The 22,614-nt window shown below is 58.1% G+C and carries 19 protein-coding genes and 2 pseudogenes; 10 read left to right on the top strand and 11 right to left on the bottom strand.

The features are described 5' to 3' along the window. Positions 1–94: 94 nt before the first annotated feature. Both J0X25_RS38100 and J0X25_RS38095 read left to right on the top strand, forming a co-directional pair. The gene (locus tag J0X25_RS38100) at positions 95–739 is read left to right on the top strand and encodes a nucleotidyltransferase family protein (RefSeq protein WP_226777263.1); all 645 of its coding nucleotides are present in this window, start codon (positions 95–97) and stop codon (positions 737–739) included. A gap of 248 nt (positions 740–987) precedes the next feature. Next, positions 988–1,782, top strand: a complete 795-nt coding sequence (locus J0X25_RS38095) for a GNAT family N-acetyltransferase (protein WP_226777262.1) — start codon at positions 988–990, stop codon at positions 1,780–1,782. An 11-nt stretch (positions 1,783–1,793) separates the two neighbouring features. On the opposite strand, the gene ade is transcribed toward J0X25_RS38095, so the two are convergent. Both ade and J0X25_RS38085 read right to left on the bottom strand, forming a co-directional pair. Beyond that, on the bottom strand, positions 1,794–3,530 hold the full coding sequence (gene ade, locus J0X25_RS38090; protein ID WP_226777260.1) for an adenine deaminase: 1,737 nt from the start codon (positions 3,528–3,530) through the stop codon (positions 1,794–1,796). A gap of 267 nt (positions 3,531–3,797) precedes the next feature. Beyond that, the gene (locus tag J0X25_RS38085) at positions 3,798–5,183 is read right to left on the bottom strand and encodes a uracil-xanthine permease family protein (RefSeq protein ID WP_226777303.1); all 1,386 of its coding nucleotides are present in this window, start codon (positions 5,181–5,183) and stop codon (positions 3,798–3,800) included. Between the two features lie 289 nt (positions 5,184–5,472). Between J0X25_RS38085 and J0X25_RS38080 the strand changes: the two genes are divergently transcribed. Further along, complete coding sequence (locus tag J0X25_RS38080) at positions 5,473–6,693, top strand: molybdopterin molybdotransferase MoeA (RefSeq protein ID WP_226777259.1); 1,221 nt, start codon at positions 5,473–5,475, stop codon at positions 6,691–6,693. 46 nt (positions 6,694–6,739) lie between these two features. Here the strand turns inward: J0X25_RS38080 and J0X25_RS38075 are convergent, their stop codons facing one another. Both J0X25_RS38075 and J0X25_RS38070 read right to left on the bottom strand, forming a co-directional pair. Next, positions 6,740–7,948 (bottom strand): MFS transporter, encoded by a 1,209-nt coding sequence (locus J0X25_RS38075; RefSeq protein WP_226777258.1) that lies wholly within the window; start codon positions 7,946–7,948, stop codon positions 6,740–6,742. A 95-nt stretch (positions 7,949–8,043) separates the two neighbouring features. Beyond that, positions 8,044–9,435, bottom strand: a complete 1,392-nt coding sequence (locus J0X25_RS38070; protein ID WP_226777257.1) for an NCS2 family permease — start codon at positions 9,433–9,435, stop codon at positions 8,044–8,046. 203 nt (positions 9,436–9,638) lie between these two features. Here J0X25_RS38070 and cofC point away from each other — a divergent pair, with 203 nt between their 5' ends. Together cofC and J0X25_RS38060 are read left to right on the top strand one after the other, a co-directional pair. After that, positions 9,639–10,277, top strand: a complete 639-nt coding sequence (cofC, locus tag J0X25_RS38065) for a 2-phospho-L-lactate guanylyltransferase (RefSeq protein WP_226777256.1) — start codon at positions 9,639–9,641, stop codon at positions 10,275–10,277. Between the two features lie 54 nt (positions 10,278–10,331). Then, entirely contained in the window at positions 10,332–10,712 is a 381-nt protein-coding gene (locus tag J0X25_RS38060; protein ID WP_226777254.1) for a Rid family detoxifying hydrolase, read from the top strand. A gap of 73 nt (positions 10,713–10,785) precedes the next feature. Here the strand turns inward: J0X25_RS38060 and J0X25_RS38055 are convergent, their stop codons facing one another. Beyond that, the gene (locus J0X25_RS38055; protein ID WP_226777253.1) at positions 10,786–11,022 is read right to left on the bottom strand and encodes a sulfurtransferase TusA family protein; all 237 of its coding nucleotides are present in this window, start codon (positions 11,020–11,022) and stop codon (positions 10,786–10,788) included. Between the two features lie 145 nt (positions 11,023–11,167). Here J0X25_RS38055 and phnD point away from each other — a divergent pair, with 145 nt between their 5' ends. Together phnD and J0X25_RS38045 are read left to right on the top strand one after the other, a co-directional pair. Next, positions 11,168–12,058 carry a phosphate/phosphite/phosphonate ABC transporter substrate-binding protein gene (gene phnD / locus J0X25_RS38050; protein WP_226777252.1) on the top strand — a complete coding sequence of 297 codons (891 nt, stop codon included), beginning with the start codon at positions 11,168–11,170 and terminating at the stop codon, positions 12,056–12,058. Then, on the top strand, positions 12,045–12,875 hold the full coding sequence (locus tag J0X25_RS38045; RefSeq protein ID WP_226777251.1) for a phosphonate ABC transporter ATP-binding protein: 831 nt from the start codon (positions 12,045–12,047) through the stop codon (positions 12,873–12,875). The genes phnD and J0X25_RS38045 overlap by 14 nt, the downstream gene beginning before the upstream one ends. A 225-nt stretch (positions 12,876–13,100) precedes the next feature. On the opposite strand, the gene J0X25_RS38040 is transcribed toward J0X25_RS38045, so the two are convergent. The 3 genes from J0X25_RS38040 to J0X25_RS38030 form a co-directional block, all read right to left on the bottom strand. After that, entirely contained in the window at positions 13,101–14,429 is a 1,329-nt protein-coding gene (locus J0X25_RS38040) for a 5'-deoxyadenosine deaminase (protein ID WP_226777249.1), read from the bottom strand. A 461-nt stretch (positions 14,430–14,890) separates the two neighbouring features. Further along, positions 14,891–15,073, bottom strand: a complete 183-nt coding sequence (locus tag J0X25_RS38035; RefSeq protein WP_226777247.1) for a 30S ribosomal protein S17e — start codon at positions 15,071–15,073, stop codon at positions 14,891–14,893. Between the two features lie 165 nt (positions 15,074–15,238). Continuing rightward, positions 15,239–15,481 carry a DUF7979 domain-containing protein gene (locus tag J0X25_RS38030; protein ID WP_226777246.1) on the bottom strand — a complete coding sequence of 81 codons (243 nt, stop codon included), beginning with the start codon at positions 15,479–15,481 and terminating at the stop codon, positions 15,239–15,241. A gap of 229 nt (positions 15,482–15,710) precedes the next feature. Between J0X25_RS38030 and J0X25_RS38025 the strand changes: the two genes are divergently transcribed. After that, complete coding sequence (locus J0X25_RS38025) at positions 15,711–15,875, top strand: 30S ribosomal protein S17e (RefSeq protein WP_425600941.1); 165 nt, start codon at positions 15,711–15,713, stop codon at positions 15,873–15,875. A gap of 536 nt (positions 15,876–16,411) precedes the next feature. Then, positions 16,412–17,046 (top strand): annotated as a pseudogene (locus J0X25_RS38020) (IS6 family transposase). Between the two features lie 273 nt (positions 17,047–17,319). Here J0X25_RS38020 and J0X25_RS38015 read toward each other — a convergent pair. Together J0X25_RS38015 and J0X25_RS38010 are read right to left on the bottom strand one after the other, a co-directional pair. Continuing rightward, a pseudogene (locus tag J0X25_RS38015) lies at positions 17,320–17,469 on the bottom strand (ParA family protein); the annotation flags it as partial. 701 nt (positions 17,470–18,170) lie between these two features. Beyond that, a complete protein-coding gene (locus J0X25_RS38010) occupies positions 18,171–19,847 on the bottom strand; it encodes a transposase (RefSeq protein WP_226777244.1) in 1,677 nt (558 codons plus the stop codon). 128 nt (positions 19,848–19,975) lie between these two features. Between J0X25_RS38010 and J0X25_RS38005 the strand changes: the two genes are divergently transcribed. Beyond that, positions 19,976–21,385, top strand: a complete 1,410-nt coding sequence (locus tag J0X25_RS38005; protein WP_226777243.1) for an ATP-binding protein — start codon at positions 19,976–19,978, stop codon at positions 21,383–21,385. 601 nt (positions 21,386–21,986) lie between these two features. Here the strand turns inward: J0X25_RS38005 and J0X25_RS38000 are convergent. Then, a complete protein-coding gene (locus J0X25_RS38000) occupies positions 21,987–22,415 on the bottom strand; it encodes a universal stress protein (protein ID WP_226777242.1) in 429 nt (142 codons plus the stop codon). Positions 22,416–22,614: the final 199 nt, after the last annotated feature.

Below are 22,614 nucleotides of genomic sequence, written 5' to 3'. Positions count from 1 at the left end.
TGCTGCGTCTCTCGAGCGTACTCGCTGTCAGGGTGCAAGTCGACAGAGATGGCGACGGGAAAAGAACCAGTACGGTCCGTCACGAAATGGTCGTATGGCAGATCGGTCAGACACGGCTCGGGCTGTCGACGGGCCGGATGGCGGTAATGAAGCCGATACTATCGGTGGTGTGATCCTCGCGGCGGGGAAGGGGACCCGGTTCGAGGGAGGGAACAAACTCCTTGCGGACGTCGAGGGGACACCCATCGTGAGACGTGCGGCGGAGACGCTGTGTCGGTCGTCCGTCGACGATATCGTCGCCGTCGTCGGTCACGAGGAAGACCGTGTGGCGGCGGCTCTCGCCGATCTCGATCTCTCGATCCACTCGAACGAGAACTTCGCGTCGGGACAGAGCGCGTCGGTCCGAATCGGCGTCGACGCCGCACGCGACGCGGACTGGGACGCTACCGTTTTCATGCTCGGTGATATGCCGTTCGTTCGTCCACAGACCGTGGACGCGTTGCGAACAGCGTACGCGACCGGCGACGGGAGCATCGTCGCCCCCACGTACGAGGGTCGGCGTGGGAATCCCGTCCTGTTCGGTCGACAGCACTACGACGCGCTGTCGACCGTTTCCGGCGATCGAGGCGGTCGAGACATCATCGAGAACCACGAAGGAACCGTCTTCGTCGATGTAGACGATCCCGGCGTGACGAGAGACATCGATTCCCAGACGGATTTGGAGCGGACCACCGACTGACGCCTCTTCTAGATGAAAACGATTCGGCACCCGAGGGGGACGGCGGTCCAGCATCAGACGGGGAAACCGTCCGGGACCACAGTAACGACTGCCGGTAGAGCGCCATTGGCCGCATGTGTCAGGCGTTGCCACGAGCGTCTGGCGGCGTGTCCGTTCGAGTAACTATATACCTCGATTCCGACTGTACTGTCGACAGCCGCGGATTCCCGGCAGCGTCCGGACTGCAAACCGTGGCGTCAGGAGAAACTATGCGCGAAAACTCGAGTCCAACTAGCGGCGTGGTACGGTCGAGTACAGCGTCGGTAACCGAAATCGACGACGAGGAGCGACGGACCGTCTACGAGTACGTCGTCGAACACGGTCCAGTTCGTCCTCGTCGCCTGCAGGAGGCACTGTACCCCAACGACAGGCGCGCAATCGATCATCATCTAGCGCTCCTCGAGCAAAACGGATTGCTGGTCGAGACTGACGACCGGGTCCGTGTGACCGCCGATCTGAAGCGCGCGGCGGAGCCGAAAACGGTCGGCCTCGCGAGTTTCGATTCGCCCGTCGAGTTTCGACCAGCGACCGAGAACGATGAGGCGGAACTGGTCGACGTCATGCGGTCGATGACCGACGAACAGCCGTCTGTCGAAACGACGTCGACCGGGGCAACGGTGACGGATGACGGGACGCTCCACTGTCGTGACTCGACGGGCGAGTGCGCAGTCTACGTGGCAACCATCGAGGACGCGGTCTGTGGGTGGGTTCACATCGAGGCGACGGACAGAGCGCAAACCGCCCACACGGCGACGGTGACCGGTGGCGTCGCGGAATCGCGACGCGAGGCGGGACTCGGGACCAGACTGTTGGCGTACACACGGCAGTGTGTCGACCGCTGTGGCTACGAGAAACTGTATCAGCACCTCCCCGAAACGAATCAGGCGGGAATCGATTTCCTCGTCGATCGGGGCTGGACCGTCGAAGCCACGCGCGACGATCACTATCTGCTGGACGGAACCTACGTGGACGACGTGATCCTGTCCGCTGCGGTCGACCGGTGAGCGACAGCGCGTCAGAGCTCACTGACGCTATCGTCGGGAACCGACCTCCGGTCGACGTCAGGGCCCTGCTCCCCGGCTTGCTCCGACACCGTCACGTCCACGTACTGGCCGTCCGTGACGTCAACGAGGCCGTTGTTCGTGAGCCGATACGTCGGAATTACCTCGAGAGCGAGGAAAGAGAGTTCCATCAGCCCGGTTTCCGCCATTCCGATCCGCGAAGCGTGGGACTCTACGGTTTCGAACTGATCGTAGACGGTTTCTATCGGCTCGCTCGACATCAGACCCGCGACCGGGAGCGCGAGCGAAGCGAATTCGTCGCCGACTGGGTCGTACGCGACGATGCCGCCGTCTAATTCTTCGAGTCTGTTTGCCACCGCCGCCATAGAGGCGTGATCGGCACCGGCGACGACGCAGTTGTGCGCGTCGTGAGCGATCGTCGACCCGATAGCACCGCGGTCGAGTCCTAACCCGTGAACGAAGCCGCGGCCGATCTCTCCGTTCCCACCGTGTCGTTCGATGACAGCGAGCGAGAGCAGGTCTTCGTCCGGATCCGGCTGTAGCGTCCCCTCCCGTACGGGGACCTCGGCGATCATGGGTTCGGTCTGGAGGCCGCCGATGGCGTCGATGACACGAACGCGGGCGGTGCGACCGCGGCCGTCGGGAGCCGTGATCGCGAGGTCTGACGCCGAGACCGAGGGGAACTCGACCGTGTCCGTCGGGATGTTGGTCGGGGACGGGGTAGTCCCGTCCTCGGTCGGATTCAGTTCGCCGTCGATGAGCACGTCGTCGACGCGCCAGGAGTCCAGATCCTCGAGCAACACGAGATCCGCCGGTGCACCCGGTTCCACTCTTCCGAACGGGAGGTCGTAACTCTCCGCCGTGTTTATCGTCGCCATCTGTACGGCGTCGACCGGGTCCGCACCTTCCCGGATCGCTTTCCGAACGGCGAAGTCGACGCCGCCTTCGTCGACAATATCTGTGACTTCACGGTCATCCGTACAGAGCGAGAGCCGGCGTGTATCGACCTCTTCGGTGAGCGGCAAGAGCTCGACGAGATTCTTGCTGGACGACCCCTCGCGCAGGTAGACGCGGAGACCGACATCCGCTTTCTCGCGGGCTTCGGCGAGCGTGATACTCTCGTGGTCGTTGTCCAGATACCGTGCAGCCTCGTGTAGTTCGTCGCCCGTGACCTGTGGCATGTGTCCGTCCACAGTCAGTCCGCGCTCCCGTGCGGCGCGGATCTTCGCGTGGATTTCCTCGTCCCCCGCGACCAATCCGGGGACGTCCATTACTTCGCCGAGCGCGATGACGTTCGGTTCCTCGAGTAGATCGGTCACCATTTCGGCGGGGAGTATCGCCCCGCAGTCCTGGAGGTCCGACGCTGGGACGCTGGAAGGGACGGTGAATCGAGCCTTCAACGGCGTCTGTTCGGCGTCTTGAATGACGGCGCGCACGCCCGCGGCACCGACCACGTTTGCTATTTCGTGGGGATCGTGGACGATGCTCGTCACGCCGTTCGGGACGACCGCTTCCGCGTACTGTGGAAGCGTCACCATGCTCGATTCGACGTGCATGTGAGCGTCGATGAGTCCGGGCGTGACGTAGTTCGCGTGGAGTTCACGTTCGGCCGGGCGCTCTTCCAGCGCGACGATGATCCCGTCGTCGATCGCTACGGCGCGATCCTCCACGTTTCCGGTGTTCACGTTGACTAACGTCCCGCGGACGAGGGTGTCAACGCGTTCGGTCACGATACATCACCCCGTTCCAGAACATTTCATCCGCCGCGTCTTCGCGGAATCGGCGATGAGACCGTTCGGTGACTGCGTACGGGTTGAACTGCATAGCGGAATGTCCAGTGCGATCGTGAAATAGATTGCCATGGTGTGGCATGACTGGCCGACTGGCGGTACACGTTACGTGTGAGCACACCAGACTATTGCGAACGGAAGCGATATGCCGCCTAGACGGCAGTAGATGGCAAAGAACCCCTGTTTCAAAGAAACGAAATTGTCGTATTAATCTTCTGAGGGTCCAACTGCATCGGTACCCAGGCCTTCGTCGAGATCACCCGTCGTGGCTGCATCCTGGAGATCGGCTTCCGTCTCGCGCGGGACCAGCGTGTTGAGCAGGACCGCCGTGATGGCAGTCATGATGATCGCGTTTCCGAAGAAGATCGTCGCCTGGTCCGGCAACGCGCTGAGCGCGTCGGGTCGGACCTCGACGCCCAGTCCGGCCCCGATCGAAGTCGCGATGATGACCATGTTCCGTCGGTTCATCCGTTCGTTCAGGAAGATGAGCCGGAGCCCGCTCGCCATCACCATTCCGAACATAACCAGCACGGCGCCGCCGAGTACCGCACTCGGAATGGTCGTCACGATGGCGCTGATTTTTGGCACGAAACCGAGAATCAGCAGTACGGCACCGCTGATGCCGACGACGTAGCGACTCATAACGCCGGTGAAGTTGATGAGGCCGACGTTCTGAGAGAACGTCGTGAGCGGGAACGCGCCGAACAGTGCGCCGATCGAGCTGCCGATTCCGTCGACGAAGAGTCCGCCCGTCACCTCGTCTTCGGTCGGGGTGCGCCCTTCGGCGGACGTGATGCCGGAGATGTCCCCGACGGATTCGATCGCTGCGGTGATGTGAATGGCGGTGAACGTCAGGATGGCCACCGGTTCGAAGGAGAACCCGAACCGACCCGGGACGGGAACGGCGAACCAGCCCGCATCCGCGACCGGCGAGAAGTCGACGATACCGATCGCGATCGCAGCCACGTACCCGACCATGAGCCCGGCCAGGATACTCAGTGTCCGTAAGGCGCCGTCCGTGAAGAGATTCAGTCCGACGGTTACGGCTATGACGAGCAAGCCCAGCCCGAGGTTGTGGTACGCGCCGTAGTCGGAGGCGCCAACGCCACCCGCGAGGTAATCCATCCCCACCGGAATCAGGTAGAGGCCGATGATCATGACGATAAGGCCGGACACCAGCGGCGGGAAGAACCGTTTGACCCGACTGAACTGCCATCCGATCAGTACCTCTACCAGCGCCGCGATGACGATCGCGCCGAAGACGGCATCGAGACCGTATTGGCTTCCGATGGCTATCGCCGCGCCGACGAACGCGAAGCTCGTCCCCATCACGACGGGTAAGCGGGACCCGACGGGACCGATAGGGAACACCTGCACGAGCGTCGCGAGTCCAGAGAACACGAGCACCATCTGAACCAGGAACGCCGTGTCAGCTGAACCGACCCCGACGCTTCCTCCGACGATGAGTGCTACCGCCGTCGCCGGAACGATCATGGCCGCTACGTGCTGGACACCGAGAAAGAGCGCCTTGATCGCCGGTGGTTTGTCTTCTAATCCGTACGCCAGTTCGATGGATCCGTCACTCTCTGACATGTGCTGTCGATTCACATAGACATGGGTTTGGCATAAATAGCTTATTGAATATATATTTTCGTACATAAGTGGCTCCTGTCTTTAGATAGCGGTTCGGCACGACGAAATCGTGCGAATGGTCGATAACGGTACGCTGGCTCGAATCAAACGTGGCGAGTGCGATGGTAATTGAATGACCTGTTGGCGGCCTCTCTTCCCGTTTCGAGGAGTGGCTCCCGTTAGGAGAGAGTTCCCGTTCGGCTGGAAAACGGACGAAAGGGGTTTGTGATAATATACCCAACTCATTGGTATGGCTCACGACCACGAATCGATGCTATCTCGTTCCGAGGCCGTGCGGGAGGTTCTCGACATCCTCGACCGAGCGCTGTCGAACCGCGAGACGAGAGAGTTGAGCGTCGGAGACGGCGTCGCCGAACGGTTTCTCGCAGAGTCGATAACTGCTCCCCGAGACCTTCCGCCTCACGACCACGCGACCATGGACGGATTCGCCGTCGACGCGACCGAGTCGTATCCCCTCACGGTCAGTGACGGAGAGATATTCCCGGAGGACGAGCCACCGTCGCTAGCGGCCGGGGAAGCTGTCCGCATCGCCACGGGGGCACCGCTCCCAGAGCGCGCAAACGCCGTGCTGAAGATCGAGGAGGCATCCGTCGAAGCGGGTGAACTCAGGGGGAGTACTCTCCTGCCGGGTACGTACACTTACGAACGGGGAAGCAACGTGTCAGCTGGTGAAGTGCTGTTTCGGCCCGGTGAACGGATTTCTGCGAAGGATCTGATTCTGCTCAGAGACCTCGGTATCGAACGCGTCAGCGTGTACGAACCATTCTCAGCGGGGTTACTGGCAACCGGATCCGAGATTCACGAGGGGAAGACCGCCGATCTCGACTCCCCGATGCTGGCCGCGCTCGTCCGTTCGTGGGGGCACAGTGCTACGATAGAGGGAACGGTTCCCGACGAATACGAGAGGACGAGAGACCGAATCGCGCAGTTGGCCGACGAACACGATGTGGTCATCACGACCGGCGGAACGAGCGTCGGCAAGAAGGATTACGTTATCCGAGCCCTCGAGGCGTTGGGCGAGGTAGCGTTCCACCGCGTCCGGATTCGTCCCGGCAAACCGATCGCAGTCGCGCGACTCCCCGGTCACGATGCGGTCGCCTTCGCGATTCCGGGAAAACCAGTCGGCGCGCACACGGTTGCGACACTCGTCATGCGTTCGTTCTTCGTCGGCGAGACGGAACCGGTCCCGACGATCGATGCGACCCTCACGAGCGACGTCGGTATCGGAACGGCCGGATTCGAATACGCAGTGCCGGTGACGGTTGACGACGGGAACGCTATCCCCTTGGGCCACGTTGATTCCCCGCTCGAAGTGTACGAGGAGACGTTCGATCCGAGCGTCCTCTCTTCGAGTACGCGCGCGACGCGAGCCGACGGTATCGTCATAACGGAGTCGGATCTCGCGGCCGGGGAGTCGGTACGCGTGATACCGTATCCGGTCATCGAGTAGACGGTGCCGTGACCGAACGATGGGGAACCGTGTGATCTCTTCGTCGCTATCGGCGATTGAGAACTAGAAACGCGAGTACACCGCCGACGAGCGTGGCCGCCCCCCAGAACAGCAACGAAAAGCGATACCCGGTCACCGGTTCGTCGAAAGCGGCGCCCGCGAAACCGGTGAACGCGATCGGTCCGACGGTCTGTCCGAGCCAGAGCATACTCGTCAGGACCCCCATCATGCTCGCGCGGAGCTGGCCCGAGACGAGGCTCACGACAGTCGTATCGAGGGAGGGTAGCACGAGCCCGAATCCCAGGCCGAAACAGAGTAACATCGCACCGATCAGTATCGGCGTGGAAGCAGCCCAGACGCCGAGGAGGCTGACACCGAATCCGACGAAACCGAGGGCGATCAACTGCCGTGCGTCGAAGTACTGGGAGATGCGCCCGTACTGAGACGCCGTGGTCGCGTTGGCGATGGAAACCATGCTGAATAGCAAGCCGATCTGTCCAGCGGAAAGGCCGTGAACGTCGCTCAAAAGCAGAGAGAGAACGGTTAGAATGCACCCGTAGAACAGGAAAAACGTGAGAAACGCTGCGGCCCAGAGACCGAGCGCTCTCGAGATGAGGACCGCAGAGATCACCCGCGATACGTACGTTCCGATCGCGGGCGGATCGGCTATCGCGGGTTCTTCGAGGGTGAAGAGAGCGATAGTACCGACGACGAGACTGAGGCCGAAGAACGCGAACGGAATGTTCCAGCGGATAGCGGCTAGCGCTCCACCGAGCAGCGGATACGTGGCGGCACCGATGCCGATGGCACTGCCGTTTACGCCCATGATCTTATGCCGTCGTTTTCCCCCGTAGAAATCGCCGATGAGCGTTATCGCCAGTACCATCAGTCCGCTGCCGCCGATCCCCTGAATGAACCGAAGGGCCAGCACTCCACGAAACGACGGCCCGAGCGCGATACCACCGCCGGCGAGGCCGAAGAGGACCAACAGAGGGAGAACGACCGTCCGGCGTCCCAGACGGTCGGATAACAGGCCGATAAACGGCGTCAGAAACACGCCGGGGAGCGTATACGCTGTGATCACGAACCCAATTTGCGCGTCGCTGATCTCGAATACTGAGCGGAGGTCCGGTAGAATGGGACTGATTAGGGGAACACCCATCACGCCGATGAGCGAACACGCCAGCACCGTCTGAAAGATCGTAGAGGTCCACGGAACGTCTCCTCGTGTTTGCCGTGAGGACACAGGTGTCATGTAAGGCCGAGATATCCGCGCTATCGAGGTGGTGGGGTCGTCTGTCGTCTTCCCGGGACATCGCTCTCAACCGTCCGAAACGAGCGCCGCGATAGCTATCCCATCACACCTCCGGCAGTCACGTAGAAATAGAGGATAAACGCTCCCGCGAGCACCCACTGTGCAGTGTGGATGTCTTGGTGGTCCCCTTGGGCCGCTTTGACGATCGGATAACTGATGATCCCCGCCGCGATACCGTTGGCGATCGACGCCGTCAGCGGCATCATCACCATCGTCAGGCCACCGGGGATCAGCCAATCGGACTGTTCCCAGTTCACTTCGGTGATGCCCTCGAGCATGATCAGACCGACGACGACCAGTGCTAAGTACGACGCGTACGTCGGAATGGCAGCGACGATCGGAATCGCGACGAGCGAGAGTAGGAACAGGAGGCTGACGACGAGAGCGGTCATCCCGGTCCGGCCTCCCTCTTCGATCCCCGTGGAACTCTCGACGTAGGTCGTGACAGTCGTCGTTCCGACTATCGCTCCGAAGGTCGTCGCGATCGCGTCCGCCATCAGCGGCTTTTCCATCTCCGGTAGGTTCCCGTCGTCGTCCAGAAACCCGCCGAACTGGGAGACGCCGATGAGCGTTCCAGCCGTGTCGAAGAAGTCTACGAAGAAGAACGTGAATACGACGATCACGAACGTGACCGGTTCGATGTTCTGGAACCCTTGCAGGAATGCGCCGAACAGCGGCGTAATATCGTAATGTGGTTCGGGGACGGAACCAGGGGTGAGGAGACCATCGTTGACCACGCCGGAGATCGTCAGCCCCCAGCCGGCAACGGCCGTGGTGAGGATCCCGATGATAATCGAACCGGTCACGTCACGCGAATAAAGGATGAGCGTAAACGCCAGGCCCACGAGGGAGAGGATAGCGACCGGATCGGAGGCGACGTCCCCCAAGGTAACCAACGTCGAATCGTGTGCGGCCGCGACGTTCATCTCGATGAGTCCCAGCAAAAGGAGGAACAGCCCGATACCAGCCCCGACGGCGAACTTGACCGGTTTCGGGAAGAACTCGATGATGTACCGCCGCGCGCCGACCGAGGACATCGCCATGAAGATGAGTCCCTCGACGAACACCGCCGCGAGCGCAGTTTGCCACGGGACACCGAGCGTGATGACGACGGTGAACGCGAAGTACGCGTTGAGTCCCATTCCGGGTGCGAGTCCGAACGGGCGGTTCGCGTAGAAGGCCATGACGGCCGTTCCCACGACCGCTGCGAGAATCGTCGCGATCGCGATCATCTGGAACACCTCTCCGTCGGAGTAGCCGTCGATGCTGATCGCCGCTGAGAGGATCACCGGATTGACGACGATGATGTACGACATCGTCAGAAACGTCGTTACCCCGGCAATGACCTCCGTTTTCGTGTCGGTGCCGTACTCCTCGTAGCCGAAGAACGATGCCACCGTCGACTGTTGCTCGTTAGATTGTGTCATACGTGGGGTGGTGTGACACGAACTGATAGTACTTCCGGATAACATAACTAGCAACGACGGACAACCGCCGTCGTCGCAGTGCCACAGTTTGCCAGATCTGTGTGCTGGGTTCGAACCACAGCCGCAAATTGTGTCGGGAGCCACCCGACACCAGAACGCGGAGATTGATGGTGTCGTACCGGTAACCACGAGAGTGAATCGCCATGCGAGTCATCGTACCCTTCGACGGTCGGGACCCGAAAACGAGGCTGTCGGCGCTCCTCGATTACGGCGACCGGAACGAGTTCGCGCGGGCAATGCTACGAGACGTCGTCTCCGTCGTTCGGGACACCGGACGGGACCCACTCGTTCTCTCTTCGACGCCCCTCGAGATCGGGAACTGTCCCGTATCCGTCGACGAACGGTCGCTTTCGCGTGCCGTCAACGAACGACTGCAGGCCGCTTCGTCAGCGGTAGCTGTCGTCATGGCCGATCTGCCGTTGATTACAGACGCAGCGCTCGAGCGACTGTGCACCAGGGAGGGGGATGTCGTGCTCGCGCGCGGCATCGGGGGCGGGACGAACGCGCTCGTATCCCGTACGTCCGACTTCGAAGTCGATTATCACGGTACCTCCTATCTCGCCCATCGGTCCGCAGCGCGCGAAATAGGCGCCGCGGTGGCGGAGATCGATTCGTACCGTCTCGCGACCGACGTCGATGAACCGGACGATCTCGCAGAAGTACTGCTTCACGGAGAGGGACACGCGACCCAGTGGCTGCGCGATCAGGGTTTTCGGCTCGCATCGGGAGCCGGCCGGACCACCGTTCGGCGCACAAACGCCACACACGAGCCATCCCAGTAGTCGTCTCCCTTGTCGGAGAATACTATTAAGAGGCAAGCCTGGGACTCTCTCCGTATGAAGCGAGTTATCAGCTCGAACGATGCTCCAGAGGCAGTCGGTGCGTACAGTCAGGCGACGACCGATGGCGACCTCGTGTTTACCGCCGGTCAGATACCGATGACGCCCGACGGTGAGTTGCTCTCCGACGAACCGATCGCCACGCAGGCCGAACAGTCTCTGTCCAACATCCAGGGCGTTCTATCGGCTGAGGGACTGGATATGAGCGATATCCTGAAGGTGACCGTGTTCCTGGACGATATCGACGATTTCGACGAGATGAACGACACCTACAGCGAATTCTTCGACGACGAACCTCCTGCCCGTAGTGCAGTCGAGGTTGCAAACCTCCCCAAAGGAGTCGGTGTCGAGATCGAAGCGATCGCGTCGAGCGAGTGAACTGACGGTCAGAGACCCGCTCGCGGAACCCCGCTTCCGGCTCGAGGACCCGAACTGATTCCGTGCCGGTTCGTCACGATTTTGCCGCGCTGGTCACGCGGATTCGCAGCGCGAACTCCGACTCGGAGTCCGTGGTGGACGCCGTCGATACGCCGTACCCGTGTTTGTGACACGAGCGTCGGATGCTCCGCTCTGCCGGCGGATAATCCCCGACGACCGTGAGTTCGTCACCGGGCTCGAGTTCCTCCAGACACCGTTTCACGATTAGCACCGTCCGGGGGCACACTGTGCCACTCACGTCGATCTCCATATGACACGACAGCGCACACACACCCATAACGTTGTCCCAGCACCGAAACGGCACGAAGTGGCACACCGACTATCCGCTGGGGTCTCCTCCGGAAGATTGCTGTCACGGCAACCTATTCATACTCCGCTCGAGATAGATAGGATCTGTGACCACTGTTAGAACGAGACGGGCAGTTCTCGGATCGGTTGGGACCGGCCTCGTCGGCGGTTGCCTCCAAACCGGACAGCGCTCCCCGACGCTCACTATGGGAGTCATTCCGGACGTCGACCCCGACACGGCTATCGAGCAAAATACCGAACTCGCCGCGTATCTCGAGTCCGAACTGGACGTGTCAGTCGACCTGCGCACGACGTCGGATTACGCCGGCCTCGTCCAGGCGATGACGGCTGAACAGGTCGACCTCGGCTACTTTGGGGGCGTCTCCTATATTCTCGCTCACCAGCGGGTGAACGCGACACCGATCGTCGTGGGGAGCAAAAGCGGGAGGACCGACTGGCACTCCGTGTTCCTCGCACACGAGTCGACGGCCGTCACCTCGATGGACGACGTGAAGCGGACCGCCGATTCGGTAGACCTGGTTTTCGGCGACCCCCTCAGTACTAGCGGAACGGTGATGCCGACCTATTATCTGCGCAGGCGTCACGACCTCTTTCCGGATCGAGCATTTAAATCGGTCACCCACGTCGGAGCCCACGATGCCGTCGCGGAAACGGTGTCCGGCGGTAACAGCGATATCGGCGCGCTCAACGCCCGTATTTACGACCGACTCGTCGAGACGAGTTCCGTCGACGAGACGGTCACCGAAGTGTGGCGGACGCCCGGGTTCGCCGACTACCCGTGGGCAGTCAACGACACCCTGGACGAGGAAACCGTTTCGGGAATCAGTGACGCCTTCATCAGTCTCGATGAGAAAGGGAGAGACGCCATCCTAGACCAGCAGAACGTCGACAAGTACGTTACGACCGGGCACGAGGATTTCGAGGCGTTAGATGACGCTGTCAGGATGATGGGGCTGCTGAACGATGACAGCGACTGAGCAATACCGCGAGTTACGATTCGACGGGGTGACCAAAACATTCGACAGCGACGTCGTAGTCGACGACGTGACGCTCAGCGTCACTGCCGGAGAGCGGGTCGCCATCGTCGGTCCCTCGGGCGCCGGAAAGACGACGCTGCTTCGACTCGTGAGCGGTGCAGTGGCCCCGGACAGTGGTACCATTCGACTCGACGACGACTACCTACGTTCCGCAGACGTCGCACACGTCTATCCCGGTCACACGCTCGTCGACCGGCGGACTGCGCTGGCCAACGTGCTTGTCGGCAGTAGTTCGTCTCGCTCCTGGTGGCGCGGGTTGCTCGAACCGCTCGCGCCGCGAGATCCGACCCCCGCACTCGAGTTGCTCGACCGCGTTGGGATCGGCGAGAAGGCAGACGCGCGAGCTGATACGCTCAGTGCGGGCGAGCGCCAGCGAGTAGCGTTCGCTCGAGCGCTGATGCAGGACGCACCCGTCATCGTCGCGGACGAGCCGACGGCCAATCTCGACCCGTCGTCGAGCACCACCGTCCTCGGCGTCCTCGAGGATGTCGCGGGGAGCCGGACTGTGATTACCGTCCTCCACGACATGGACCTCGCAGTCGCTCACTACGACCGGATCGTCGGAATCGTCGACGGCTCGGTTCGATTCGATCGTCCGACGGGGAGCACCACAGCCGCCGAATTGGAGGAGTTGACCGCCCGGGACGATGCGAACACGCCTGCAGTTTACGCTACCGAAAATCGGTCGCTCGCAGACGCAAATGCGCCGAAACAGGGTACGGAGAAGTGGTCCGGGCCAGCGAGATACTGGAAATAACGGTTAAGCGCGACGCGGTGCGTTTGTCGCCGCGAAACTCGACGATCCCCGATTCGTGGCCGGCTGCCACGGTGTCACGTACTCGACCAGGAGGCTAGTTTAGTCGCGATCGAGAGCGACCCACAGCGGTCGAGAGCAACCCACAGCGGTCGAGAGCAACCCACAGCGGTCGAGAGCAACCCACAGCGGTCGAGAGCAACCCACAGCGGAAACAGTCGTCCGGAGTCACGGTTTCACTTCCTTTGCCGCCTCCCGGTGAGACTCGAGCGAGAGTCCGACATCGTCTGCCTGCTGGCGAATGGTTTCTGCATCGACGGTCGTTACTTCGCCGTTTTCGACGAGGACGTCGCCATCGACCATCGTGAACATCACGTCCTCCCCGTGAGCGCCGAACACGAGATGAGAGAGAACATCGTGTAACGGCGTCGCACGCGTGATGTCCGTCCGAATGCCAACGATATCGGCTCGCCATCCTTCTCGGAGTGCTCCGAGACGGTCGAAGCCAGCCGCTTTCGCGCCGTTTATCGTGGCCATTTCGAATATTTCGCTGGCAGGAGTGGCAGTTGGATCGAGGCGATCCACTTTCTGCAGGAGGCTCGCCTGTCGCATTTCCGTGAACGGATCGAGAGTGTTGTTACAGGGCGGCCCGTCGTTGCCGAGTGCGACGTTGATATCTCGGTCGAGGTAGTCCCAGATTGGGGCGATGCCGCTCGCGAGTTTCATATTCGAGGACGGACAGTGGGTGACGTGAGTCCCCGTTTCTTCGAGGACCCGTCGTTCGCTTTCGTCCGTCCAGACGCAGTGGGCGAGGACGACATCGTCACCGGTGAGGCCGACCTCGTCTAGCCAGTGAATGTTTCGCATTCCGGTATCTTTCTTGACGGTTTCGATTTCACTCTGATTCTCGCTCGCGTGCGTGTGAATTCTGACGCCCTCGTACTCGTCGGCGAGTTCGCGAGCGCCGCGCAGACACTCCTCGGTACAGGAGACGGCGAACCGCGGGGTGACGGCATACCGAATGCGGTCGTCGAACGAACCGTGGTACTTCTCGATGAGGCGTTCCGACTCCGCTAGTGCCTCCGACGTGTCTTCCAAGAGGCCCTTCGGTGAGCGACGATCCATCAGTACTTTGCCGAGGACCCCCCGAATGCCGATCTCTCCCGCGGCCTCGAACGCCTCGTCCGCGTGGTCGACCGAGAGGTGGTCCACGCACGTCGTCGTTCCGCTTTCGATCATCTCGAGGTATCCGAGCTTCGCCGCCACTTCCATCTCCTCGGCCGAAAGCGACGCTTCCATCGGTAGAATATAGTCGAACAACCAGTCGAGGAGTTCCGTATCGTCGGCGATTCCACGACCGAGACTCTGTACGGAGTGAATGTGCCCCCCGACGAGGCCGGGCAGAAGAACGTCGTACTCCCGTTGCTCGTGATCGGGATACCGGTCAACGAGATTATCTCGGTTTCCGACGCTCTCGATGACCGAATCATCCACGACGACGGCACCGTCACGGATGATGGTACTGGAGTCGACGATTACCGTGCCAGTGATTAACATCTGTTAGCAGCAACCACATATATCTCCAAAAATCTTTCTTCCTTTTCTCTTCGAGACGGTCGAGTCTCGATGACGCGGCCGGATCCCAAGGGATCGAACGTATAGAGTGTGTAGCTGTTTCGTATCGAATGTGTGGCTTCGCCGTCGTGTACTCGTGACCCGTGGAAACTGTTCTCCTGATACCGTGGATTAACATGCTTAGTCTATTAAACAGTGGTCGGCGCGTACGGACCGCGATTGGATGTTCCGTTCTCGATCGGACGTTGATACGCAGTCGTCCGTCAGCGCAAATTCTCCCGAACGAGCGAGCGAAACCGATGGTGGACAGCATTGATATACGCACGACTGCGCCGATTCTGAAGGGTGGAGCAGTTCACGAATACGTGCACAAAATCGGCACAGGACGCGAACTGGACGAAAGTCAGATCCAGAATCGAACTCCGAAAACAAGTGGCGTCGGATTAGTTTTCGGCCCGCTTTCGGGTTATGTACCCAGCTATCCTGTTTCTGATCCGTGTCGACCCGACGTTGGTCATCTTCGCTACTACCTGATTATTCGTACTGAAGTCGTTCGTGAACGATTCGGGATGCTGACGTAACAGGCGATCTCCGATGCTGATAATATCTTCTGGGTCTGCCGTCATCAGTTACCGTCTTCGGTCATTTTATTCTTAAGTCCTTTGGTCGAACGGGCGTCTTACCGGTTCTTCAAGCGGAAATCGACACATTCCCGTTATTTTCGATAGCCTGTGTATGGCTCTTCACGTTGGCGACAATCATAAGGAGTTTTATAGTTATTGCCGGAATCGTTAGGCGGAAACCGAGCCGCTGGCTCTGTGATCAGTGAGTCGGACGTCGTAGTATTCGACGAATTTGATCAGGTCGTACTGTACGAGCTCTGTAGCGATTTCGGGATCAACCCCGGCCGTGATCTCGTTCTCGATCGTCCGTAGAAGACAGTCTTTCGCTCGTTCCGACAGTTCGTCGAAGTGGCAGACCCGAGTCTGTTCGGTGGGCGTTTCTCTACTAGTTATCGTGACGCTTCGTGTCATGGGAATTTCTCACATCCTCCTTCTGACTAGAGGGCAATTAATATACCGGCGACACATGCCACTCCGAAGATCGACAATCCCTGGCTGCGAAGAGTTGGATTCCACAATCGGAATCACAACTGCGTCTGCTCGCAAAGTCACTCGTTATCAACTACCAACACAAAGTTTGCCAAAGAACTATTGTCAATGCTATCGTGCTATCACTATGCCCTCGAACGCCAACGAAATCATGTCTATCGGTGATTCGTTAGTCGAACAACATCCCAGCACTTTTACCGACGACTTCGAGGAGAACAAGGTTCGTGTCGAACAATTAACCAGCGTAGAAGCCAAGCGGGTGAGAAATCGAATCGCTGGTTACATTACCAGAAAGATGAAAGAGCGCAACTTATAGTACGATCGCCGCTGGTCACTCCCGATCGGATTCAGGCGATTCAGAGGGAAAATCTGTCCTGCGTCTTTTGCGATTTAATCGACAAATTTCCCAAGAGTGTTACGACTGACAGCACCGAAGGCTATGGATCATACCGGATCACGCCATCACAATTCCCGCGACGCTCGTCGATCTGGCCCAGGCTCGAGGTTGGACTTCACCATCACAGATTCCGATTGCAGGACGCAGGGCATGTCTATCAATTATCTAAATTACATGTACTCTTGTATATGTATCCGTATACTACCTAGTACAGAAAGAGTTTGAGAATGCTAATCAACGACTACCGAAACGTGGTTGCAGATTGATGTGAGGTGTGTGGCAAAATCTATAGAGGTAGAAACACTGGCAAAATGATCGTTTAAAAGACTCATTTTAGGCTAGTATGATAGCGATATTCACCGGACGTGAGACGCTCATTCTAATAGTTGTGCATATTTTCGTGGCGCTGTTTCGGTAAGCGTGAAAAGTGAGGCGGTACGATTTTGTGGTTCTCTATGCCAAAAATTCACCGCCTCAGTGGGTGTAGCGATTGGATCGATTTGAGTTTTGTGGAGCGAGAGCGGACACCGCTTCAACTGATGGAGCTCGGTATTCGACTCCATCTCGCTGATCTCCCGCTTTCGAATACCGTTCGGGAATTAGAGGAGTTCGGTGTCAAACGTAGTCGTAAAGCAGTCCAATACTGGGTTCACAAGTGCAATCTAAGCCGGCAGTTGATGAGAATCCGAATCACGTCGCGTCCGACGAAACGGTGATTCAACTTGACGAACATCGCTATTGGTTGTACACTGCCGTCGATCCTGGATACGAACAATATTCTCCATATACGGCTGTATTCGACGACTACTACCCATTGGCGGAACGGTTTCTCCACGAACTTACTGAGAAACATGACCTCGACGATGCCGTGTTTCTCGTCGATGGAGCAAAACATCTTCAGACTGCACTCCGTCGATCTGGGCTCCGATTTCGATACGAAAAACATGGAAATCGGAACGCTGTTGAACGTGTCTTTCGAGAGATAAAACAACGAACCTCCTCGTTCTCAAACTGTTTCAGACACGCACAACCGTCGACAGCCGAATCATGGCTCCAAGCCTTCGCCGTCTGGCACAATGCTACAAACTAAACACGACCATTTTCGTGAGGTTGGAGATGGCGGCAATAGGTGCGATAGCTACCTCCTCAGCAGTAGGTCTAACAGGACCGCCAATCAAGAGAAACAGTTATTTTCTCGACATTGGCGACCGACGATGGGACCGATTATCGAAATGCTCGAGAAGAGAAGTCGGCTGTCGACGACGACCGAGGTGGTGAGCGAGCGATGAAGAGTGGAACCGGAAGCGAACCGTTCGCGGACGGTGGGGACGATAATCCGCCGGATGAATCGATCGGTGAGGGTTCCTGGCTTCGGCGGCGTCGTTTCACCGGCGTCGACCGCGTCGAACTCTTCAGCCGTGATCCGAGTGAAGTTCGGCATCGCCTCCTGCAACGGCTGTCCAGGATTGACCACGTAGGTGGCCGTATTCAGATTCTCGAGGAGTTGCCAGTCGACGTCGAATCCCACGAGCCGTCCATTTCGTTAGTCGATGTCGATGAGGAGAGTCACACGCAATTCGACGTCGACGTTCCCGATCCAGCGGGACCAGACGGTACTCGCCACCTTCGCTCATGGTTGACAGCATCTTCGAGGAAGTTTCGGGCAGAAGAAGGATGGATTTCGGCTCACAGGTTCACGAGTTCGCCGAGGACTATGCGCTCGGCAAGGCGTGACTCCTGCCAGTGACGACGAAGAACGCACCGAAGCGTTCTTCGACAATCTTCCGGGAGAGCTGCGCGCCGAGGAGTACGCCTACATCCCGCTCGAGAGCCCGCGTCCGTGCGAAGTTCATCGTTCGTGATTCGGAGAGGGGACGGACTCTTGCAAAATAACACTTGATTATTGAGCTAATCAAGTGTGTAGTCCATTATGGTGTATTCTGCCAATGTTAGCCGTTTCAGGGCGTTAGAGATAGAATCTTGACTCAATAAACCATTGGGTGCTATATAGAACGCATACGGGTGAAGTTGAGACTACAACTGGTTTCGCGGAGCTGTGATGCGTGGATTCGGCCGAATTAGTGAACGGAAACTGCTCCGAACCGTTTCTCACCCACCAGTTCCTGTTGTTTTAGAAACTATTCGGGCGACTTTCTGAGACCAGCAGCAGCGTTGCCACTCAAACATCAGCGCTCACCGAGCTAAAGCGTCTTTCTACCCGATTCCCGTCTTTTTCTTCAACAGCGTCAGCATATTATCTGCCGTCACGATCGGCGCATGTTCGTACTCTCCAGTTAATTCGACCTGCACGAGCAAATCCACTGCTCGCCAGATCGAGTACAACAGACAGGCGAACGCGAAGTAGAAGAACCGGAGCCCAAAATTCTTCGAGGTCGTCGCAGCCATGAACCGCTTGATCGATTTGTACCCGCTCTCGATCTCCCAGCGATAGCCGTACTCAGTGAGGTGCCCGCTCCCCCGATTCGTCATGAACACCGAATACTGCCGGTGATCGTCGTGTTCAAAGTTCTCTTTCCGGCGGTAGATCAGCGACGTGTGGTGCCACTCGTTGTCGCCGAGATGCAGCTTCCGCTCGGTCTCGTACCGATCCTTTCCGCGCTGGAGCAGTCGTTTCGCCTGAGCTTTCTCACTGGTCTGCATCCGCTTGGGCACGACGTACGAGAGCCCACGCTGGCTAAGCATCTCCAGGACATGCTGGCTGTCGAACTCCCGGTCCATTAGCACGTTATCGACGTGAATCATCTCCTCAGCCGAATCCAAGAGGTCCTCAACGATTTCTAGTCGGGACTCTCCTTTCCGAACTGGCCGCGCGTCCAGCACAATCGGCACTGTATTGCCGACTAACTGGACTGTCGCCCACTGGTAGGTGTACTCGTCGGTCTTCTCCTTTGTTCCGATGATCTCGTCTTCGTAGCCCGTTCTATCACCGGTAAACGGGTCAGCTTCGGTGATGTCAATTGCGACGATCCCCGCTCGGAAGAACTCCTCTGTCCTACCAACTTCGTTTAGGAGCCTCCTGACGGCCTGTCGGTACATCACGCGAATTTTCGCGATGGAAAGGTCACGAATCTGGTCGCGATGGATGTGCCCTAACGGTGTCCGGTCACGCGTCGATTCGTAGACGAAACTGCGAGCGCCCTCGTTGGCAGCGAGATTCTCACGGAGCCCCAGATGGGTCTGTAAGCCCCAGTAGGCGTTCTCGTGGATTTCACAGCCCTCACCACGGTCCAGCGAGAATACTGGGAAGACGACCCGACTGACGTGGTCCGTGATCGTCTTCGCCTGCTCCAAGATGCCCTGCTCGTCCGGGGTCGAATCTCCGTCGTCGCTGTCTAGGTGACGGACCGTCCGCTCAGGATCACGCGGAACCTCGACCCCCGCATCCTGGGCTTTGATGAGAATCGTCCGCGCAGCCGCCTCAACTGTCTTGCGAAGGTCAGCTTCGAACCGCTTGTGCCAACTGCGCCACAGCGTCGATTGGTCGGGTACTGTATCCAGACCCAGTTGCTCACCGAGGTCAGCGTGGTGATTGAGGTACTCGACGAATGCTGTTTCGTGATTCCAGCCGTAGAGTTCTTTGAGCAGAAACACCCGAAAGAGCTGAGACATCTCGTACCGCGTTGCACCAGAATATCGGTCTTTCGGCTGGAAATCGACGTATGCCAGCGGGTAGTGGCAAACGAATTCCTCGACCGACTCGTGAGTATCATGATCAAACCAGACCGGTGCAACGGTTCGAATGTCCGCTTCGAGACCATCGAGTGAGCTCTGGTCGTACAGCGGTGATGAATTGTAGACAGGCCACTCGGAGTAGGGCGTCTGTGCGATGGTCCGGAAGATTGCGCGTCGAGATACCTGCGTTGATGGCACTAGCTGGCACTAAAACACTACAGCATCAAGAACTCGTCTAAGGGTGCCCGAGATACGTTAGTCTAAACTAAGTTAGTTCAGACCCCTTTAGAGGAACAGTTTTACGTGTCCCCTTCGAAGCGGGCACAATGACTGGATTTGTAAATCGGAAACGGGAACTGAAACGCCTCGGTAAACTCTACGAGAGCGATACCGCAGCACTGGCGGTAGTTTGGGGACGACGGCGGATGGGAAAAACGACGCTTGCGATCGAGTCGATCCGAGATCGCAACGACGCCGTCTACTACCAGGCGACTAGAGGGACTGCAGACCAGCAGATTTCCTCGTTCATCAACGACGCTGCCGAAGTGTATCCAGGGATCACGCGGATCCGTGAAGAGTGGGAACCCCTCTTCGAATTTCTTGCCGAGCAGGATGCAGTCATCATCGTCGACGAGTTCCCGTACCTCGTCGAGCAAACGGACGCACTCCCGTCGATCTTGCAGCGCGTCTGGGATCATACCGCTGAGAAAACTGCAACGACCTTCGTGCTGACCGGGTCCGCTATCGGAATGATGCACGAGTACGCCCTTGAAGGAACAGCGCCGTTGTACGGTCGCGTCGCCAAGAACCCGAACGGGGAGATTGAAGTTGGCCCGCTCCGCTTCGGGGCGGCGATGTCGTTTTTCCCCGACTATTCCCCCGTTGAACAGGTGATGACCTACGGTGTCTTCGGCGGGACGCCAGAGTATTTGCGAGCCGTCGAAGACGACGAGACGCTCGAGAAGAACGTCACGAGAACGCTGTTACGGCGTGACGGAGGGCTCCACGAGGAGCCCGAAAACGTGCTCCACCGGGAACTGGACGAGGTCGACCGTTATTTTGCGATATTGAAGTCGCTTGCGGAAGGAAACCGAGTCAAGAACGAAGTCGCCCAGGGTGCCGGAATCAGTAATAGTAGTGTCGGCTATTATCTCGACCGACTGAATGACTTGCGCATTATCGAACGAAACTACCCAGTCACCGTCGATCCGGATCGGAGCCGGAAAGGTCAGTATTCGATCACAGATCCATTGTTCCGGTTCTGGTTCAGATTCGTCTATGGGCGGACAGCGCGGTACGAGGTATATGGCGAGGACGCTTACACCGACCTCATCGACCCAGAACTGCCGGACTTCGTCAGTGGGACGTTCGAGCAGTTATGCCAGCATGCTGTCCTGTACGCGTTCGGCGACGAGTATCGCTTCGTAGAGGAACCTGGGAACTGGTGGGATGGTAGTGGAAGCGAGATCGACATCGTGGCTCCGACGAATGGAGAGATACTCCTCGTCGGTGAGGTGAAGTTCCGACAGGACGCGGTTGGATACGATGTCCTCAGTCAACTCGAATCTGAAGCCCCGAAAGTAGACTGGCATCCAGACAGCGGTGGTGACCCAGAGTACACGTATGCGCTATTCAGTCGGTCTGGATTCTCGTCCGCAGTCAAGGAAGCCGAATCGGAACGGGACGATCTTCACCTGTTCACTGTCAATGACGTCGTCGGACTGATCACGGAGTAGCGATCGAAGTGAATTGAATTGCTACCAGCTATGCATTGAGAACACCAGCCTCAACTTCTGATTCCGGTGAAGGGAGACCCTACAGTAGGTTCAACAGATCTGTGATGTGAGAGTTTTGGACAAATCCGTAGTCAGAAGTGCCTCGGAGCCTTCTCAAGTAGGTGATCTTGTTGCAGTTTCAACCTTTCGGCGAATGTTCCTTCGACTTTCGATAATGCTTCACTCGGAATTCGGCTATTACCCATGCTGAGCGACTATCTGCACGATATAGGGGACTCCCTCTTCAATAACGGATGCGTGTTGTCTGCGGTAATTAGCGGTGATAGTTATACTCGCGGCCAACTCAACCTGTATAGCCCTGCTCCCCAAAGTAAGTACTGTGGTCAGTTCGCCACTACGGTGATACTGCTCGCTATGAGCGCACGTATCATACTCCCGGCATCAGCACTGAAGTTTAAACTGGAATCACTGGCTATAGACCTCATCGTAGTCACAATCGACGGTGTGTGTTATGCTTTGTATGCAACCGACGCTTGCTCAACTACCCAGTTGAAGACACTAGAGAATGTTTATAGTGTGATTTGTCAGTGTCGTTTCCTTCTCATTCAGCCATTGTAACGATTACCGGCGTTTCAGCACTGAGCAGGACGGACTGCGTGACACTACCGAAGAGTACCTTTCCGGTTGGGCTGCGTTTTCGACCACTGATAGCAATATAATCGGCGTTGACGGAGTTAGCCTCTGCGATGATCTCCTCGGCTGGTTCTCCGTGCGCTCGTTTCGGTCGAATTGTTGCTCCGCCCTCTTTGAGGAGTGAGATCACCGTCTCCATGCTCTCCGGGAAATCAGTTTCGTCGTAGAACTGGTCCGAAGAAACCTTCGTTCCCTCGTCGGCAACATCGAACTCGGTGAAGACGTTCAGAACGATTACCTCGAGTTCGCTGGTCTCTCCAGGGAGATCCAATACTGCCTCAGCGACCTGTCGGGCGCGATCCACATCTTCGCCGACCGGTAATAATACGACAGTCATGTGCTATCATTAGCTGATATCTACTAAGATGTTTGGATCGACGCAATAGCGCTGCTTCGTTGAAGCGTGAAAAGTGAGACGGCACAATTTCAGATACTGTCTTAACAGATGGAACCCGGTATTCGCCTCCATTTTTCTGCCCCTTGATTTCGTATCTCGTTCTATAGTTAGAGAAGTTAGGCTCGATCCAGCCGAAAAG

Origin of the sequence: Haloterrigena alkaliphila, assembly GCF_017352155.2 — an archaeon.
GTDB lineage: Archaea > Halobacteriota > Halobacteria > Halobacteriales > Natrialbaceae > Haloterrigena > Haloterrigena alkaliphila.
Note: the sequence above shows the minus strand (reverse complement) of the source record. Positions and strands in the feature narration are given on the sequence as shown.

Coding starts and splice junctions, on each gene's coding strand:
- J0X25_RS38100 (WP_226777263.1), top strand. CDS start 95: ATGGCAGATCGGTCAGACACGGCTCGGGCTGTCGACGGGCCGGATGGC.
- J0X25_RS38095 (WP_226777262.1), top strand. CDS start 988: ATGCGCGAAAACTCGAGTCCAACTAGCGGCGTGGTACGGTCGAGTACA.
- J0X25_RS38085 (WP_226777303.1), bottom strand. CDS start 5,183: ATGTCAGAGAGTGACGGATCCATCGAACTGGCGTACGGATTAGAAGAC.
- J0X25_RS38080 (WP_226777259.1), top strand. CDS start 5,473: ATGGCTCACGACCACGAATCGATGCTATCTCGTTCCGAGGCCGTGCGG.
- J0X25_RS38075 (WP_226777258.1), bottom strand. CDS start 7,948: ATGACACCTGTGTCCTCACGGCAAACACGAGGAGACGTTCCGTGGACC.
- J0X25_RS38070 (WP_226777257.1), bottom strand. CDS start 9,435: ATGACACAATCTAACGAGCAACAGTCGACGGTGGCATCGTTCTTCGGC.
- cofC (WP_226777256.1), top strand. CDS start 9,639: ATGCGAGTCATCGTACCCTTCGACGGTCGGGACCCGAAAACGAGGCTG.
- J0X25_RS38060 (WP_226777254.1), top strand. CDS start 10,332: ATGAAGCGAGTTATCAGCTCGAACGATGCTCCAGAGGCAGTCGGTGCG.
- J0X25_RS38055 (WP_226777253.1), bottom strand. CDS start 11,022: ATGGAGATCGACGTGAGTGGCACAGTGTGCCCCCGGACGGTGCTAATC.
- J0X25_RS38045 (WP_226777251.1), top strand. CDS start 12,045: ATGACAGCGACTGAGCAATACCGCGAGTTACGATTCGACGGGGTGACC.
- J0X25_RS38040 (WP_226777249.1), bottom strand. CDS start 14,429: ATGTTAATCACTGGCACGGTAATCGTCGACTCCAGTACCATCATCCGT.
- J0X25_RS38035 (WP_226777247.1), bottom strand. CDS start 15,073: ATGACGGCAGACCCAGAAGATATTATCAGCATCGGAGATCGCCTGTTA.
- J0X25_RS38030 (WP_226777246.1), bottom strand. CDS start 15,481: ATGACACGAAGCGTCACGATAACTAGTAGAGAAACGCCCACCGAACAG.
- J0X25_RS38025 (WP_425600941.1), top strand. CDS start 15,711: ATGTCTATCGGTGATTCGTTAGTCGAACAACATCCCAGCACTTTTACC.
- J0X25_RS38005 (WP_226777243.1), top strand. CDS start 19,976: ATGACTGGATTTGTAAATCGGAAACGGGAACTGAAACGCCTCGGTAAA.
- J0X25_RS38000 (WP_226777242.1), bottom strand. CDS start 22,415: ATGACTGTCGTATTATTACCGGTCGGCGAAGATGTGGATCGCGCCCGA.